Origin of the sequence: Pseudomonas sp. GL-B-12 (assembly GCF_019955895.1) — a bacterium.
Classification (GTDB): domain Bacteria; phylum Pseudomonadota; class Gammaproteobacteria; order Pseudomonadales; family Pseudomonadaceae; genus Aquipseudomonas.
Window position 1 is genome coordinate 90869 of record NZ_JAHBCX010000014.1, and the last position, 14811, is coordinate 105679.

Annotated in this window: 15 protein-coding genes; 8 read left to right on the top strand and 7 right to left on the bottom strand. The window is 61.8% G+C overall.

What is annotated here, in order from left to right:
• Positions 1-119: 119 nt before the first annotated feature.
• Both KGA85_RS09605 and KGA85_RS09610 read left to right on the top strand, forming a co-directional pair.
• Positions 120-599, top strand: coding sequence for an NYN domain-containing protein (locus KGA85_RS09605; RefSeq protein WP_007990686.1), 480 nt, complete (start codon positions 120-122; stop codon positions 597-599).
• A gap of 22 nt (positions 600-621) precedes the next feature.
• On the top strand, positions 622-1227 hold the full coding sequence (locus tag KGA85_RS09610; protein WP_223453536.1) for a PolC-type DNA polymerase III: 606 nt from the start codon (positions 622-624) through the stop codon (positions 1225-1227).
• Between the two features lie 137 nt (positions 1228-1364).
• On the opposite strand, the gene KGA85_RS09615 is transcribed toward KGA85_RS09610, so the two are convergent.
• The gene (locus tag KGA85_RS09615) at positions 1365-1817 is read right to left on the bottom strand and encodes an Lrp/AsnC family transcriptional regulator (protein ID WP_007990688.1); all 453 of its coding nucleotides are present in this window, start codon (positions 1815-1817) and stop codon (positions 1365-1367) included.
• Between the two features lie 165 nt (positions 1818-1982).
• On the opposite strand from KGA85_RS09615, the gene yedA reads away from it, so the two are divergent.
• Entirely contained in the window at positions 1983-2915 is a 933-nt protein-coding gene (gene yedA, locus KGA85_RS09620; protein ID WP_223453534.1) for a drug/metabolite exporter YedA, read from the top strand.
• Positions 2916-2980: 65 nt separating this feature from the next.
• The gene (locus KGA85_RS09625) at positions 2981-4321 is read left to right on the top strand and encodes a DEAD/DEAH box helicase (RefSeq protein ID WP_223533933.1); all 1341 of its coding nucleotides are present in this window, start codon (positions 2981-2983) and stop codon (positions 4319-4321) included.
• Positions 4322-4392: 71 nt separating this feature from the next.
• Here the strand turns inward: KGA85_RS09625 and KGA85_RS09630 are convergent, their stop codons facing one another.
• Both KGA85_RS09630 and KGA85_RS09635 read right to left on the bottom strand, forming a co-directional pair.
• A complete protein-coding gene (locus KGA85_RS09630; RefSeq protein WP_223453530.1) occupies positions 4393-5640 on the bottom strand; it encodes a TIGR03862 family flavoprotein in 1248 nt (415 codons plus the stop codon).
• Between the two features lie 280 nt (positions 5641-5920).
• The gene (locus KGA85_RS09635) at positions 5921-6841 is read right to left on the bottom strand and encodes a histone deacetylase (protein ID WP_223453528.1); all 921 of its coding nucleotides are present in this window, start codon (positions 6839-6841) and stop codon (positions 5921-5923) included.
• A 79-nt stretch (positions 6842-6920) separates the two neighbouring features.
• On the opposite strand from KGA85_RS09635, the gene KGA85_RS09640 reads away from it, so the two are divergent.
• From KGA85_RS09640 to KGA85_RS09650, 3 genes are all read left to right on the top strand, one after another.
• Positions 6921-7490 carry a GNAT family N-acetyltransferase gene (locus KGA85_RS09640; RefSeq protein ID WP_046041725.1) on the top strand — a complete coding sequence of 190 codons (570 nt, stop codon included), beginning with the start codon at positions 6921-6923 and terminating at the stop codon, positions 7488-7490.
• A 104-nt stretch (positions 7491-7594) separates the two neighbouring features.
• Positions 7595-8464: an acyl-CoA thioesterase II gene (gene tesB / locus KGA85_RS09645; protein ID WP_046041726.1), complete on the top strand. Its 870-nt coding sequence runs from the start codon at positions 7595-7597 to the stop codon at positions 8462-8464.
• Positions 8461-9054 carry an HAD family hydrolase gene (locus tag KGA85_RS09650; protein WP_223453526.1) on the top strand — a complete coding sequence of 198 codons (594 nt, stop codon included), beginning with the start codon at positions 8461-8463 and terminating at the stop codon, positions 9052-9054. The genes tesB and KGA85_RS09650 overlap by 4 nt, the downstream gene beginning before the upstream one ends.
• Positions 9055-9124: 70 nt before the next feature.
• Here the strand turns inward: KGA85_RS09650 and KGA85_RS09655 are convergent, their stop codons facing one another.
• From KGA85_RS09655 to KGA85_RS09670, 4 genes are all read right to left on the bottom strand, one after another.
• The gene (locus KGA85_RS09655; RefSeq protein ID WP_223534504.1) at positions 9125-10084 is read right to left on the bottom strand and encodes an alpha/beta hydrolase; all 960 of its coding nucleotides are present in this window, start codon (positions 10082-10084) and stop codon (positions 9125-9127) included.
• A complete protein-coding gene (locus tag KGA85_RS09660) occupies positions 10085-10978 on the bottom strand; it encodes a neutral zinc metallopeptidase (RefSeq protein ID WP_223453522.1) in 894 nt (297 codons plus the stop codon).
• Positions 10979-11204: 226 nt separating this feature from the next.
• Positions 11205-12038 (bottom strand): aldo/keto reductase, encoded by an 834-nt coding sequence (locus KGA85_RS09665; protein ID WP_223453520.1) that lies wholly within the window; start codon positions 12036-12038, stop codon positions 11205-11207.
• Positions 12022-13770: an FAD-dependent oxidoreductase gene (locus KGA85_RS09670; RefSeq protein ID WP_223534502.1), complete on the bottom strand. Its 1749-nt coding sequence runs from the start codon at positions 13768-13770 to the stop codon at positions 12022-12024. The genes KGA85_RS09665 and KGA85_RS09670 overlap by 17 nt, the downstream gene beginning before the upstream one ends.
• A gap of 175 nt (positions 13771-13945) precedes the next feature.
• On the opposite strand from KGA85_RS09670, the gene KGA85_RS09675 reads away from it, so the two are divergent.
• Positions 13946-14722 (top strand): IclR family transcriptional regulator, encoded by a 777-nt coding sequence (locus KGA85_RS09675; RefSeq protein WP_223453516.1) that lies wholly within the window; start codon positions 13946-13948, stop codon positions 14720-14722.
• Positions 14723-14811: the final 89 nt, after the last annotated feature.

The window sequence follows — 14811 nt, forward strand, 5'->3', positions numbered from 1 at the left end:
CAGTGGCAAGGGAGCTTGCTCCCTTGCCACATAGCCGATTATTCGCGGAACAATCCTTTGGGCTGGCATACTGGGCAACCTTTCGGGCCTGGTGCCTGATTCAGCCTTGAGGAAAGCCGGTGAAAAAAATCGCAGTGTTCGCCGATGTCCAGAACCTCTACTACACCGTGCGTCAGGCTTATGGTTGCCACTTCAACTACGCCGCACTGTGGGCTGACATCAGCAAACAGGGCGAGATCGTCGAAGCCTACGCCTACGCCATCGACCGTGGCGACAGCAAACAGCAACAGTTCCAGCAAATCCTGCGCAACCTCGGTTTCACCGTGAAGCTCAAGCCGTACATCCAGCGCAGCGATGGTTCGGCCAAGGGCGACTGGGACGTGGGCATCACCCTCGATATCATGGACGCCGCCGACCATGTCGATGAAATCGTCCTGGCCTCCGGCGACGGTGATTTCGACATGCTGCTGGAACGCATCATCAGCAAGCACGGGGTGCAAGCGGTGGCCTACGGCGTGCCGGGCCTGACCGCCAACTCGCTGATCCGCGCCGCCAGCCGCTACGTGCCGATCGAAGGCGCGTTGCTGCTCAAGAATTGATTTTTACGGAGTTGAACCAGGTTTGGAACGCATAGCAGTCATCGACTTTGAAACCACCGGGATCTCCCCGAGCAGCAGCTGCCGGGCCACGGAAATCGCCGTGGTGATCCTTGAACAGGGGCGCATCGTCGAGCGTTACCAAAGCCTGATGAACGCCGGCGTGCGCGTCCCGGCCTTCATCGAGCAACTCACCGGCATCAGCAACGCCATGCTGCGTACCGCTCCGTCGGCGGAGCAGGTGATGAACGAGGTGAATGAATTCGTCGGCTGCACCCCGTTGCTTGCGCATAACGCCGCATTCGACCAGAAGTTCTGGGACTTCGAGCTCGGGCGAATCAAACGCACCCGCTTGCAGAACTTTGCCTGCTCGCTGCTGCTGGCCCGCCGCCTGATGCCCGCCGCGCCGAACCACAAACTCGGCACCCTCACCACCTTCGCCAACCTGCCCAACACCGGCAAGGCCCACCGGGCCATGGCCGACGCCGAGATGGCAGCCAACCTGACGGTGCATCTGGCTGAAGAGTTGCGCCAGAAGCATGGCTTGCGCGAGCTGTCCCATGACTTGCTGTGCAAGTTGCAGAAGGTCCCTGCGGCGAAAGTGGGCGAGCACCTCAAGCGTTATCGCTGATCCCGAAAACACCGCAAATCTTCTGTGGGAGCGGGCTTGCTCGCGAAAGCGCCAGTTCAGTCAACATCATTGTTGAATGACACACCGCTTTCGCGAGCAAGCCCGCTCCCACATTTTGATCTGCTGTGGTCTTGGGTTTATTTGCCATTCCCCTCGATATGCCCCAACGGCACCCGCTTCTCGATGGCGCTGGACAACACAATCGACGTCTTGCTGAACCCGAACGTGGCGATCCGGTTGATCAGTTCTTCCAGCTCCGGCATCGAGCCCACCGCCGCTTGCATGATCACGCACGGGTCGCCCGTCACCCGATGGCATTCAGTCAATTGCGGGATTTTGATCAGGTCGTCGTAGGCTTTCTGGTTGCCGTGCTGGTTCAGGCGCAGTTCGATCACGCACTGGATCGGCAGGCCGAGCTTGGCCATGTCGACTTTCGCCTGATAGCCGGTGATCACGCCGCTGGCTTCGAGCTTGGCCACGCGCTCGGCCACGGCAGGGGCGGACAGGTTGACCTTGCGCGCCAGGTCCGCGTAGGACGCGCGACCGTTTTCCAGCAGGGCGCTGAGCAGCATGCGGTCGTACTTATCCATCGGGGTGACTCCTGAAAATGGCCGACTTTCGAAAACACGGTTTATAGCGCTGAACTCCGTGTTTTGAAAAGTGTACTGGCGCTTTAAACAGGTTTTGTAACTTATTTTTCGACGCTGGCCTTTCTAGAATAGCCGTTCACTTGTCCTTGCCTGTGAGCTGCCCCCATGTCCGGCCTTCGTCGCTTTCCCTTACCCTTGATCGCTGCCTTCTTCGCCTTGTATGTGATTTGGGGCTCGACCTACCTGGTGATCCGCATCGGCGTGGAGTCCTGGCCGCCGTTGCTGCTTGCGGGCATCCGCTTCGTGATCGCCGGAACCTTGATGTATGCCTTCCTGCGCTGGCGCGGGGCGCCGGCGCCGACCTGGGCGCAATGGAAAGCCGCCGGGATCATCGGGATTTTGCTGCTGGCGTGCGGCAACGGCGCGGTGAGCGTGGCCGAACACACGGGCGTGGCCTCCGGGGTGGCGGCGTTGGCAGTGGCGACGGTGCCGCTGTTTACCTTGCTCTGTGGGTATTTCTGGGGCGCGCGCAATACTCGTCTGGAATGGGCCGGGATCGTACTCGGGCTGATCGGCATCGGCATGCTCAACCTCGGCTCCAACCTGCAATCGAGCCCGTTGGGCGCGGCGTTGCTGATATTCGCGGCGGCGACCTGGGCCTTTGGTTCGGTGTGGAGCAAACACTTGCCGTTGCCTCAAGGTGCAATGGCCAGTGCCGTGGAAATGCTGGTGGGCGGCGTCGTGTTGCTTATCGCCAGTGCGGTCAGCGGTGAACACCTGGAAAAGGTGCCGCCGATCGAAGGCTGGGCCGCGTTGGCGTACCTGACGGTGTTCGGTTCGATCATCGCCTTCAACGCCTACATGTACCTGTTGAAACACGTGCGTCCGGCCGCGGCCACCAGTTATGCCTACGTCAACCCGGCGGTGGCGGTGTTGCTGGGGATCGTGTTCGTCGGTGAAACCATTGGTATCGAAGAAGCCCTGGCGATGGCGGTGATCATCAGCGCCGTGGTGTTGATCGGCTTGCCACAATGGCGTCGCACGCCAGAGCGGCCAGTGGTAACGACGGCAGTACCGGCAGAATCCCGTGTGAATTAGGGTAAACTGCGCGCCATTGCACACTCGTTTTGCACAACCGCGCTGAATTTTCCTACGGTACTCCCATGACTTTCGCCACCCTTGGCCTGATCGAACCCTTGCTGCGCTCCCTCGAGACGCTCGGCTACCAGACTCCGACGCCGGTTCAGGCGCAAGCCATTCCGGCGGTGCTGGCCGGTCGCGACCTGATGGCCGCCGCCCAGACCGGCACCGGCAAGACCGCCGGTTTCGCCCTGCCGCTGTTGCAACTGCTGGCCATGGAAGGGCCGAAAGTCACCGCCAACTCGGTCCGCGCGCTGATCCTGGTGCCGACCCGCGAACTGGCCGAGCAGGTTCACGAAGCCGTGCGCCAGTACGCCGAAAACCTGCCGCTGCGCACCTACGCGGTATACGGCGGCGTCAGCATCAACCCGCAGATGATGAAGCTGCGCAGCGGTGTCGACCTGTTGGTGGCGACCCCGGGCCGTTTGCTCGACCTGTTCCGCCAGAACGCGCTGAAGTTCAACCAGCTGCAAACCCTGGTGCTGGACGAAGCCGACCGCATGCTCGACCTGGGCTTTTCCGAGGAGCTGGCGAACATTTACCGCGCGCTGCCGAAGAAACGTCAGACGTTGCTGTTCTCCGCGACCTTCTCCGACGACATCCGCCTGCTGGCCGGGCAGATGCTCAACGACCCGCTGAGCATTGAAGTCAGCCCGCGCAACGTTGCGGCCAATACGGTCAAGCAATGGATCGTGACGGTGGACAAGAAGCGCAAGCCGGAGCTGTTCGTGCACCTGATGCGCAAGGGCAAGTGGAAGCAGGTACTGGTGTTCGCCAAGACCCGCAACGGCGTGGATGCGCTGGTGGATAAACTCCAGGGCCTGGGCATCAATGCCGACGGCATCCACGGCGACAAACCCCAGGCGACTCGTCAGCGCGCACTCGACAGGTTCAAGGCGAGCGAAGTGCAGATTCTGGTCGCCACCGACGTGGCGGCCCGTGGCCTGGATATCGAAGACTTGCCGTTGGTGGTCAACTTCGACTTGCCGATCGTTGCTGAAGACTACATCCACCGCATCGGTCGTACCGGCCGTGCGGGGGCGACGGGCGAGGCGATTTCCCTGGTGTGTGCTGATGAAGTGAATTTGCTGTCGGCCATCGAGATGCTGACCCGCCAGACCTTGAAGCGGCAGAACGAGCCGGACTTCGAACCCGAGCACCGTGTGCCGGACACCGATGCCAGCGGTCAGGTCGTCAAGAAACCGAAGAAACCGAAGAAGCCCAAGGCTTCCGGTGGTGGCGGTGGTAAACGCAATCTGGGTCGCTGGGTTGATAGCGGTGAGGTTGCGCCGGCGGAGCCTTCGATCAAGCCTGTGCGCAAGGTGCCGGTGTTCAATACCGGGCCGCGCAAGCGCAAGCCTTAAAGAAGCAGCTGCAAGCGGCAAGCTACAAGCTACAAGCGGCAAGTTAGAGCCGTTAGCTTGCAGCTTGCAGCTTATAACTTGTCGCTGCCTCTAAGCCATTCCACCATCCCCAACCCTGCCGCTCGCCCACTGGCGAAACACGCGGTCAGCAGATAACCGCCGGTCGGCGCTTCCCAATCGAGCATTTCCCCGGCGCAGAACACGCCGGGCAGTTGCTTGAGCATCAATCGCTCATCCATCGCCTCGAACAACACACCGCCAGCGCTGCTGATGGCCTCGTCCAGTGGGCGGGTCTTCACCAGCGTCAGTGGCAATGCCTTGATCGCGTTGGCCAGCAAGGCCATGTCGGCAAAGCAGTCGGCGCTGGTCAGTTCACGCAATAGCGCCGCTTTGACCCCATCGATACCCAACTGACTGTGCAGGTGCTTGGCCATGGAGCGCGATCCCCGGGGTTTGCTCAACGCCGCCATAACTTTATCCACAGGCCGGCCCGGCAACAGGTCCAGATGAATGGTTGCCGAACCGTGCTGGTTGATCGCCTCGCGGATGGGGGCCGACAGGGCGTAGATCAGACTGCCCTCGATCCCGGTGGCGGTAATCACGCATTCGCCGAGTCGTGGAACGTCATCGTTAAGGCCGATGGCGATGTTTTTCAGCGGCGCGCCGGCGAATTTGCTGACCATCAAACCGCTCCAGGCCTGCACCTCGAAGCCGCAATTACTGGGTTGCAACGGCGCCAGTCCTACGCCGTGTTGCTCCAGTGCCAGCATCCACGCGCCGTCCGAACCCAGGCGCGACCAACTGCCGCCGCCGAGGGCGAGCAGGGTGGCATCGGCTTGCACGGTTTTTTCGCCTTCCGGGCTGTCGATGCGCAACCCGCCACGCTCGTCCCAGCCGAGCCAGCGGTGGCGGGTGTGGATAACTACGCCGCTGTCACGTAGGCGCTTGAGCCAGGCGCGCAGCAGCGGCGCGGCCTTCATGTCGGAGGGGAATACCCGGCCGGAGCTGCCGACGAAGGTGTCGATGCCCAGTTCATGAATCCACTGGCACAGCGCTTCGGCGCCGAAGCCGCGCAGCAGCGGGGCGATCTGCGGGGCGCGTTCGGCGTAGCGCGAGAGAAACGCCGGGTAGGCTTCAGAGTGCGTGATGTTCATGCCGCCGACGCCGGCCAGGAGGAATTTTCGTCCGACCGAGGGCATGCCGTCGTACAGATCGACCTTGATCCCGGCCTGGCTCAACACTTCTGCCGCCATGAGGCCGGCGGGGCCGCCGCCGATGATGGCGACGTGAGTGGGAAGGGCTGACGAGGATTGGGTCATGGGATGCGCTGCGGTCTGACGGGATAAGCCGGGCATTCTACCAGCCCGAATACCTGTGGGAGCGAGCCTGCTCGCGAAAGCGTTGTATCAGTCGACATCTATGTTGAAGGACAGATCGCCTTCGCGAGCAGGCTCGCACACAGTTGATTTGTGGTGTTTTCAATAGGTGGTTAAAAAACAACCAGTGTTCTGTAGCCTATACGCAGCATGGGCTGCAGGCCCTTTCACTCAGGTTATCCACAGGCAGTTCCACAGGCATTGTGGGTAAAGCATCCACAGCTCAATGACAACCTGATGACTGCCAGACGCGCTGTGCGCTGTGATGGAGGATGCCGTGACGGCGGGCCAGGGCCTGGCGGTCCTTGCTGTAGCCGCCGCCGATTACCCCAACCAGCGGAATGTCGCGGCCCAGGCAATGGCGCATCACGCTTTCATCGCGGGCGGTGACGCCTTCGTCTGTCAGCTTCAGATAACCCAGGGCGTCGTCCTTATGCACATCGACCCCGGCGTCATACAGTACCAGGTCTGGTTGGTAGAGCGGCAGCAGGTAGTTGAGTGCATCGTCCACCACCTTCAGGTAGTCGGCATCGCCCATGCCGTTGGGCAGCGGAATGTCCCAATCACTTTCGGCCTTGCGTGCGGGAAAGTTCTTCTCGCAGTGCAAGGAAACGGTTACCGCTTCCGGAGTGTTGTGCAGTATTCGTGCAGTCCCGTCGCCCTGATGCACGTCGCAATCGAAGATCAGCACCCGATTCACCCGACCACTTTCCAGCAGGTAATGGCTGATCACCGCCAGGTCATTGAAGATGCAGAAGCCGGCCGGGTAATCGTAGTGCGCATGGTGGGTGCCGCCCGCCAGGTGGCAGGCCAGACCATGTTCCAGCGCCTGCTCGGCCGCCAGCAACGAGCCACCGACCGCCCGCACCGTACGCCGGGCCAGGGCTTCGGTCCAGGGCAGGCCGAGGCGGCGCTGGTCTTCGCGGGATAATTCGCCACTCATGTAGCGTTCGATATACGAAGGGTCATGGGCGAGGGCGAGAATCTCTGCGGGACACAGATCCGGGCGCAGCAGGTCGGTGTCGCAGGTCAGGCCGCTGTCCACCAGGTGATCGCGCAACAGGCGGAACTTGTCCATGGGGAAGCGGTGATCCGCCGGAAACTCGGGACTGTAGTCTTCGTGATAAATCAGCGGCAGTGGCATGGTCATTTCATGTAGGAATGAGAGAAGGATCCTACCAGCGTTGTAGACTTGCGACATTGAAATGGAGGGGCGGGGCACGATGGAGCCAATACTGGAACTTGAAAGCGCTCGGCTGCTGTTGCGCCAGTGGCGCGATGAAGATTTAGCGGATTTTGCGGCGATGTGTGCCGATCCGCAGGTGATGCGCTATTTCCCGGCAACCTTGAGCCGGCTGGAAAGCGCATCATTGATCGGGCGAATCCGTGGTCATTTCGCCGAGCACGGTTATGGTCTCTGGGCCTTGCAGCGAAAGGACTCTGGCCAGTTCATCGGGTTTACCGGGCTCAACGTGGTCGGATTCGACGCGCCTTTCACCCCGGCCACGGAAATCGGCTGGCGCCTGGCCCGCGAGCACTGGGGCCTCGGTTACGCCAGTGAAGCGGCGTGGACCGCTCTGCGCTGCGGGTTCGACCGCTTGCCGCTGAAAGAGGTCGTGGCCTTCACGACGCAAACCAATCTGCCGTCAGAGAAAGTCATGCAGGCCATCGGCATGCACCATGATCCGGAAAATGACTTCGATCACCCGCGACTCGAGGCCGATCATCCGTTGCGTCGGCATGTGCTGTATCGCATCAGCCGCGAGCAATGGCTGCAAACCTTGCATGGATAACCTGACACGGACGTTTACAATGGCCCTCATGGGCCCTGTCCAGAAACTGAATCGACCGTTGCAGCCAAGGCTGCGCGGCAATGTTTTGCGTGAGGAGCATCTGAATGAGCCAAGTGTTGGATGATCTGGTCGACCTGCTGACCCTGGAACCGATCGAAGAAAACCTGTTCCGTGGCCGTAGCCAGGACCTGGGTTTTCGTCAGCTGTTCGGTGGTCAGGTGCTCGGCCAGTCGCTGTCGGCGGCCAGTCAGACGGTTGAAGAGGCGCGCCATGTGCATTCGATGCACGGCTATTTCCTGCGTCCGGGCGATGCCGGGTTGCCGGTGGTGTATCAGGTTGACCGGGTGCGTGACGGTGGTAGTTTCAGTACGCGCCGGGTGACGGCGATCCAGAAGGGCCACCCGATCTTCACGTGCAGTGCGTCGTTCCAGTACGACGAAGAAGGCTTCCAGCACCAGACCGAAATGCCGCAAGTGGTCGGGCCGGAAAACCTGCCATCGGAACTGGAAATCACCCAGCAGCGCGCGCATCTGATCCCCGAGAAAATGCGCGAAAAACTGCTGTGCCCGAAGCCGATCGAATTTCGCCCGGTGACCGAGAAAGACCCGTACAACCCGCTGCCCTCCGATCCGGTCAAGTACGTCTGGTTCCGCGCCGACGGCGCCTTGGCCGATTCGCCGGCGCTGCATAAATACCTGCTGGCCTATGCATCGGATTTCGGTCTGCTGGTCACCTCGATGCAGCCCCACGGCAAGTCGGTGTGGCACAAGGACATGCAGGTCGCCAGCCTCGATCACGCGCTGTGGTTCCACCAGGATCTGCGTGCCGATGACTGGTTGCTCTACGCGATGGACAGTCCGTGGGCTGGCAACTCCCGTGGATTCTCCCGTGGCAGCGTGTTCAACCGCGCCGGGCAACTGGTGGCCTCGGTCACCCAGGAAGGCTTGATCCGTCACCGCAAGGATTGGGCATGAGCCTGGCCGACGTGCGTCACTGGGTGTTTGACATGGACGGCACCCTGACGGTGGCCGTGCACGACTTCGCGGCGATTCGCGTGGCGTTGGCGATTCCTGCCGAACACGACATCCTGACCCACCTCGCCGCGCTGCCGGCCGATGAAGCCGCAGCCAAACATGCGTGGCTGCTGGAGCATGAGCGGGACCTGGCCCTCGGTTCGCAACCGGCGCCGGGTGCGGTGGAGTTGGTGCGTGAACTGGCCGGGCGCGGTTATCGCCTGGGCATTCTCACGCGCAATGCCCGGGAGCTGGCACATGTCACGCTGGAGGCCATTGGCCTGGCCGACTGCTTTGCGCTGCAGGATGTGTTGGGCCGTGATGATGCACCGCCCAAACCGCATCCGGGCGGGTTGCTGAAACTGGCTGAAGCGTGGAAGGTGCCGGCGAGCGAGATGGTGATGGTTGGCGACTACCGCTTCGATCTCGATTGCGGGCGAGCGGCGGGAGCGCGGACTGTTTTGGTGAATCTGCCGGATAATCCATGGCCGGAATTGACCGATTGGCATGCGGCGGATTGTGTTGAGTTGCGGCAGATGCTTTTGGCTTGAGTGCTTCGTTGCTTGGTCAACCGCCATCGCGAGCCTGCTCGCGATGGCGTCAGTTCAAACCTCGAAAATCCTACTGCCCAAACAAAGCCTTCTGCCCCTCCGGCGAGGTAAACATCCCGTCCCCGTCATGCCCGACTCCGGGTACTTCAATCAGTTGCTGATTCAACCCTTGCGGTTGCAGCCGCTTCAGATAATCGAAGTAGTAACGCCCTCGGGCCAATCGATACGGCCCTTGCGCCCTGGCCTCACAGCTCTTGTCCAGCGCCGGATGATTCGGGTCGATGTCCTGCTGCCCCAGCAGATAAACGACTTCACGCTTGAGGTAACTTTCCTGCAACTGCGCGGCGGTTTGCCCTTCGGCGTAGGCTGGTAAATCCGCCAGCCCGTACTTCCAGCGATTGAATTGCGGGCAACCGGCGTGGCTGAACGCCACGGGCCGGCGCTCATCGAAATAAGCATAGGAGGACGGATTGGCGATTACGTAGCGCACCTGCACGCCGGCCGCATCGAGCTCGGATTGCGCGTGACCGAGCAACGCATAGCGCTGAACCACCTGCGCGCCGCCGGAGTGCCCGGCGATGACGATTTTCTTCACATCCGGAAACTGCTGGCGGTCACCCAGGCGGGCGATGATTTCGTCGAGCGCCGCGTAGGAACTCAGCCGAAACGGTGCCGTGGATTCGCCGCCGGCCATCCATTCATTGCCTTGCCAGCGCAAAACGGAGTCGGCCACCGGATGGACAGCAACATCGGTTTCATTGAGGAATTGCGGGGCGATCACCAGGGTCGTAGCGCTTTGCCCGGCCAGTTCGGCCGCGTGCTCACCGCTCTGCAGATAGGTTTGCGCGTTGCGCAAGCGACCGTGGAGGATGATCAGCACCCGTTCGATTTTTGCCGGGGCGGGGCTGATGCCCACCGCGATTTCACCTGATTTCAACAACAGGCGCCCTGAGCTGAGGTCTTTGACCCCATGCTCGGCGGCCTGGGACGTTGCGCAAGTAAACAGAACAACCAACAACCACTTCTTCATTTACAGATTTTTCGCCGCAAAGGTATCGCACTGGCCAACCTGGCCTTGGGCGAAACCGGTTTTGAACCAGCGCACCCGTTGCGCCGACGTACCGTGGGTGAACGAGTCCGGGACCACGCGGCCCTGACCCTGTTGCTGCAAACGATCGTCGCCGATGGCGTTCGCTGCGTTCAGTGCTTCTTCGATGTCGCCCGGTTCCAGCCAGTTCAGGCGCTTCTGCGCATTGTTGGCCCAGACGCCGGCCAGGCAATCGGCTTGCAGTTCCTGACGAACCAGCAAACCGCCGTCGCCTTCCATCTGCCGGCCTTGTTGGCGTGCTGCCTGAATTTTTGCGGACACCCCAAGCAGGGTCTGCACGTGGTGTCCGACTTCGTGAGCGATCACGTAGGCCTGGGCGAAGTCGCCCGCGGCGGAAAAACGTTGGGACATCTCCTGGAAGAACGCCATGTCCAGGTAGACCTTCTGGTCGGTGGGGCAATAGAAGGGGCCGGTCGCCGAGGTGGCCAGACCGCAGGCCGAATTCACGCGATTGCTGAACAGCACCAGGGTCGGGTCCTTATATTGGCGGCCGGCCTGCTGGAAAATTGCGCCCCAGGTGTCCTCGGTATCGCCGAGGATCGAGCGCACGAATTCCGCGCTCTCATCATTGACCGGTGGTGCCTGGCGACTCTGGTTGGTGGCGGGTGCCGATTGCTGGTCCATTTGCCCGGTCAGTTGTCCGAGGATTTGCAGCGGATCCTGGCCGGTGATCCAGCCGATGCCGACGATCAGCAGGATCGCCGTCAGGCTCAGGCCTTTGCCACCGCCAAAACGCATGCCGCCGCCACCGCCGCCAACATCATCGCCACGGGCGTCGACCACGTTGTCGCTGCGTCGGCCTTTTTTCCATAGCATGTGGGAATCCTCTTCTGTTCCGGGTAAAGCTCCGTGCGATGAGTGTTGCCGCCAAGTGGGAGCGGCGCCAGTCCGGTCGTCCGTCTTTTTCTCGCGCACAGGCTGATTCCCGGCACCCCGCGAGAGGCTGCCGAGAACATTTCAGGTTTGTATTGAACACGGATATCCCGTCGAATTCCGTCCTGCGATGGGTTTTTATCGAGAGGGCGATCGCCGGTCTTGCGGATTATTCGTCGAATGCATCCCACACCGGGGCAAAGTCAGGGCTGACCTGACGCTCGCGTTTGGACAGGCTGGCGATCAAGGCACGGTCTTCATCATCCAGTTGCACATCCAGCGCTGCAAGATTGGCCTGTTGATTGGACTCGCTGCTGGCCTTGGGGATCGCGGCCACGTTGGGTTGGTCGAGCAGCCATTTGAGCGCGACCTGGGTCGGCAGTACGCCGTGTTTCGCGGCGATCTGCTGGATGGCCGGAATGTCGGATACCTTGTTGCGCGCCAGTGGCGTGTAGGCTGTCAGCGCAAGATCCTGTTGACGGGCGTAGTTGAGCAGGGCGTTTTGTCCGAGCAGCACGTGGTACTCAACCTGGATCGCTGACAGCGGCGCCCCCAGTTCTTCGACGACTTTGCGTAGCAAGGGCAGTGGAAAATTCGCCACGCCAATGTTGCGCGCCAGGCCTTGCTCCCTGAACGACACCAGGGTTTCTATGGTGCGCGGCAAATCCCAATCGGTGGTTGGCCAATGGAGCATGAACAGGTCGACGTATTCGCTGCGCAGGGCTTTGAGGCTGCGGTCCATGGAGTGGCGCATGGCGTCGGGTTGCAGTTGGTCCCACCAGACTTTGGTCGTGACATGGATCTGCTCGCGGAGTGTCGGACTGTTCGCCAGCGCCTGGCCGACAGCGTCTTCGTTGTTGTAGGCTGCTGCCGTGTCGATGTGTCGGTAACCCAGGGCCAGAGCCTGCTCCACGGCACGGGTGCATTCCTCGCCGAGCATTGGCCAAGTGCCGAGGCCGAGTTTCGGCATGTTCAAACCCCGTGCGTTAACGATGTGCTGCATGGTCGATCTCCTTTTCATAAGCAGTGACGCCTGCGATATGGCGCGCGGCGATGTAGCCGAAGGTCAGCGCTGGGCCAAGATTGATGCCGCCAGCGGGGTAGTGACCGCCCATGATGCTGGCCATGTCGCCGCCCGCCGCATACAGGCCGGCGATGGGTTGCGCCGCGCCATCCAGGACCTGGGCATGTTGGTTGACCTTGAGCCCGGCGAAGGTGCCGAAGCAGCCCGGCTGGACTTTCACGGCATAGAACGGGCCTTGCTCGATCGGTGCGACGCATGGGTTGGGTTGTTGCAATGCGTCACCCTGCTTACGGTTGTAGGGCGTGGAACCACGACCGAACTGCGGGTCCTCGCCGTTGCGCGCGTGGCGGTTGTAGTCCGACACGGTGCTGCGCAAGCTAATCGGGTCGATGCCGCAGGCTGCAGCCAATTCCTCAAGGGTGTTGCCGGTTTTCAGATAGCCGCTGCGGATGAAGGATGACAGCGGCACCGGAAATGGCCGAGAGATGCCCAGGCCATATCGGCGCTGAAAGCCATGGGTGCAGATCAACCACGACGCTACTTCTTCACCCGGCGGGGCGGCGGCGACCATGGCCGTGACGTAGTCGTAGTAGCCGTTGGCTTCATTGACGAAGCGCTGGCCGTTGCTCAGCACACCGATGATGCCTGGTTTGCCCCGCTCGATGATGTGCGGGAAGTGTCCCGTGCTGCCGTCGCTGTGCGGCACCTGCGACACCGGCGCCCAGGCGACGGCGGACGCCATGTCGCTATTGACCCGGGCACCGACACTTTCGCCCAGGCGCAGGCCATCGCCGCAAACGCCGAGGGGCGGCAAGGCCAGATGCTCATGCCCGGTCGGTGTGCGGGGGAACAGTGCCTTGCGGCGTTCAATGTCATTGGCGAAACCACCCGCGGCGAGCACCACGGCCTTGCGTGCATGGACGCGCACCGAGCCTTTGGCGGTGCTGACCACTGCACCTCGTACCTGATCATTCTCGCGCAGCAATCGGCTCACGGGCGCTGATTCCCAGAGCAATACGCCGAGGTCATCGGCGGATTTCGCCAGGCGTGCCACCAAGGCCACGCCGTTGACCAGTTGCATCGCCCGGCCATGTACGACGAGATCGAACAGGTGACGGCTGAAACGCCGCGTAACGTGCCAGGCCGCCGACAGCGAACGGGTCAGGTTGAGGAATGCCGTGAGGTCCGCCCCCGCCATGATCGGCATGCCCATGAACGAGGTTTCCCACATGGTTTTGCGCAGACGCTTGAGCAGAGTGCCGACTTTTCGTGCGTCGTAAGGGGCGGCGATCACCGAGCGTCCACCGGTGCCTGCCCCGGGCGTGTCGCCATGAATGTCGGCAATGGCGTTGCCGTCGGCGAATTGCAGCGAGGTGAACTGTTCGAAGAACGACACCATCCGCGGGCCGGCCTCCAGGAAAGCGTCGATCATCGCCGGATCAAAGCGCTCGCCCAGTTCGTGTTTCAGGTAAGTGCGCGGCAGGTCAACGTCTTCGACGATGCCCGCGCGTCGGGCCAGCGGGTTGCATGGCACCCAGGCCCAGCCACCGGACCAGGCCGTGGCACCGCCGAACACCGGGTCCTTTTCCACCACTATGACTTTCAGCCCGTGCCACGCGGCGGTCACGGCCGCCGACAGTCCCGCCGCACCGGAGCCAACGATCAGCACATCGCAGTCGATGTCGGGAAGAAAGTGCGCTTCGGCAGGCATTGTTTGAGCTCCGGTGTTTTATTGTTTTGGAATCTTGTTCCAGAAAATATAAGAATCAGGTGAAGAGGAACAAGTCTGGAGGGCGTAAAGCGGGCGGTTATCGAACGGTCAGTTCCAGATTTCGCATTCGTGCGGTTGTCTTCTAGAATCGAGCAAATTTTGCGTGGAAGCGACCATGGCCGGCAGTCAGATCGAACGTGTTTTCAGTGTGCTCGAAAGCCTCACCAGCGATCCCCGTGGCCTGCCGATGCAGACCCTGGCGGAGCAGTTGGACATCCCCAAGAGTGCGACTCATCGCCTGCTGGCCGAGCTGATCCGCCTCGGTTATGTGCGGCAGAATCCGGATAATTTGCGTTATCACCTCTCGACCAAACTGGTGGCGATGGGCTTCCGTTACCTTTCGAGCAGCGGTGCCGATATCGTGCAGCCGGTGCTTGACCGCCTGGCTCAGGAAACCGGTGAGCTGGTGCGCTTGGGCGTGATCGACGGCGAGCGTCAGACCTGGATCGCCAAGTCCCAGGGCGCGCGCTCCGGCCTGCGTTACGACCCGGACATGGGCCGCGATGCGCCGTTGTTTTACACCGCCTCGGGGCATGCGTGGCTGGCGTGCATGAGCGATGCCGAAGCCTTGTCGCTGGTGGAACGGCAGGGCGCGCAGGTGCCGGAACATGTGGGGCCGAACGCGCCGCGCTCGAACATCGAATTGCTCGAACGCCTGCGTCTGGCGCGGGAACAGGGCTACGCCTGGGTCGAGGAGAGTTCGGCGATCGGCACTTCGGCGATTGCGGCAGTGGTGCGCCATCCCGCCGATGGACGGGTGATCGGCGTGCTCAGCATCGCCGGGCCGAGCGCGCGGATGCCGGGGGCGCGGCTGCATGAGCTGGCGCCGTTGTTGCTGGCGTACACCGAGGAGTTGTCGGCGGCGAGTTTGGCGTCGGAGTTGTTCAGCTAAGGCCTGTGCAAATCGACTGTGGGAGCGGGCTTGCTCGCGAATGCAGTGTGCCAGTCGCCATCCAGATCGCATGACACACCGCATTCGCG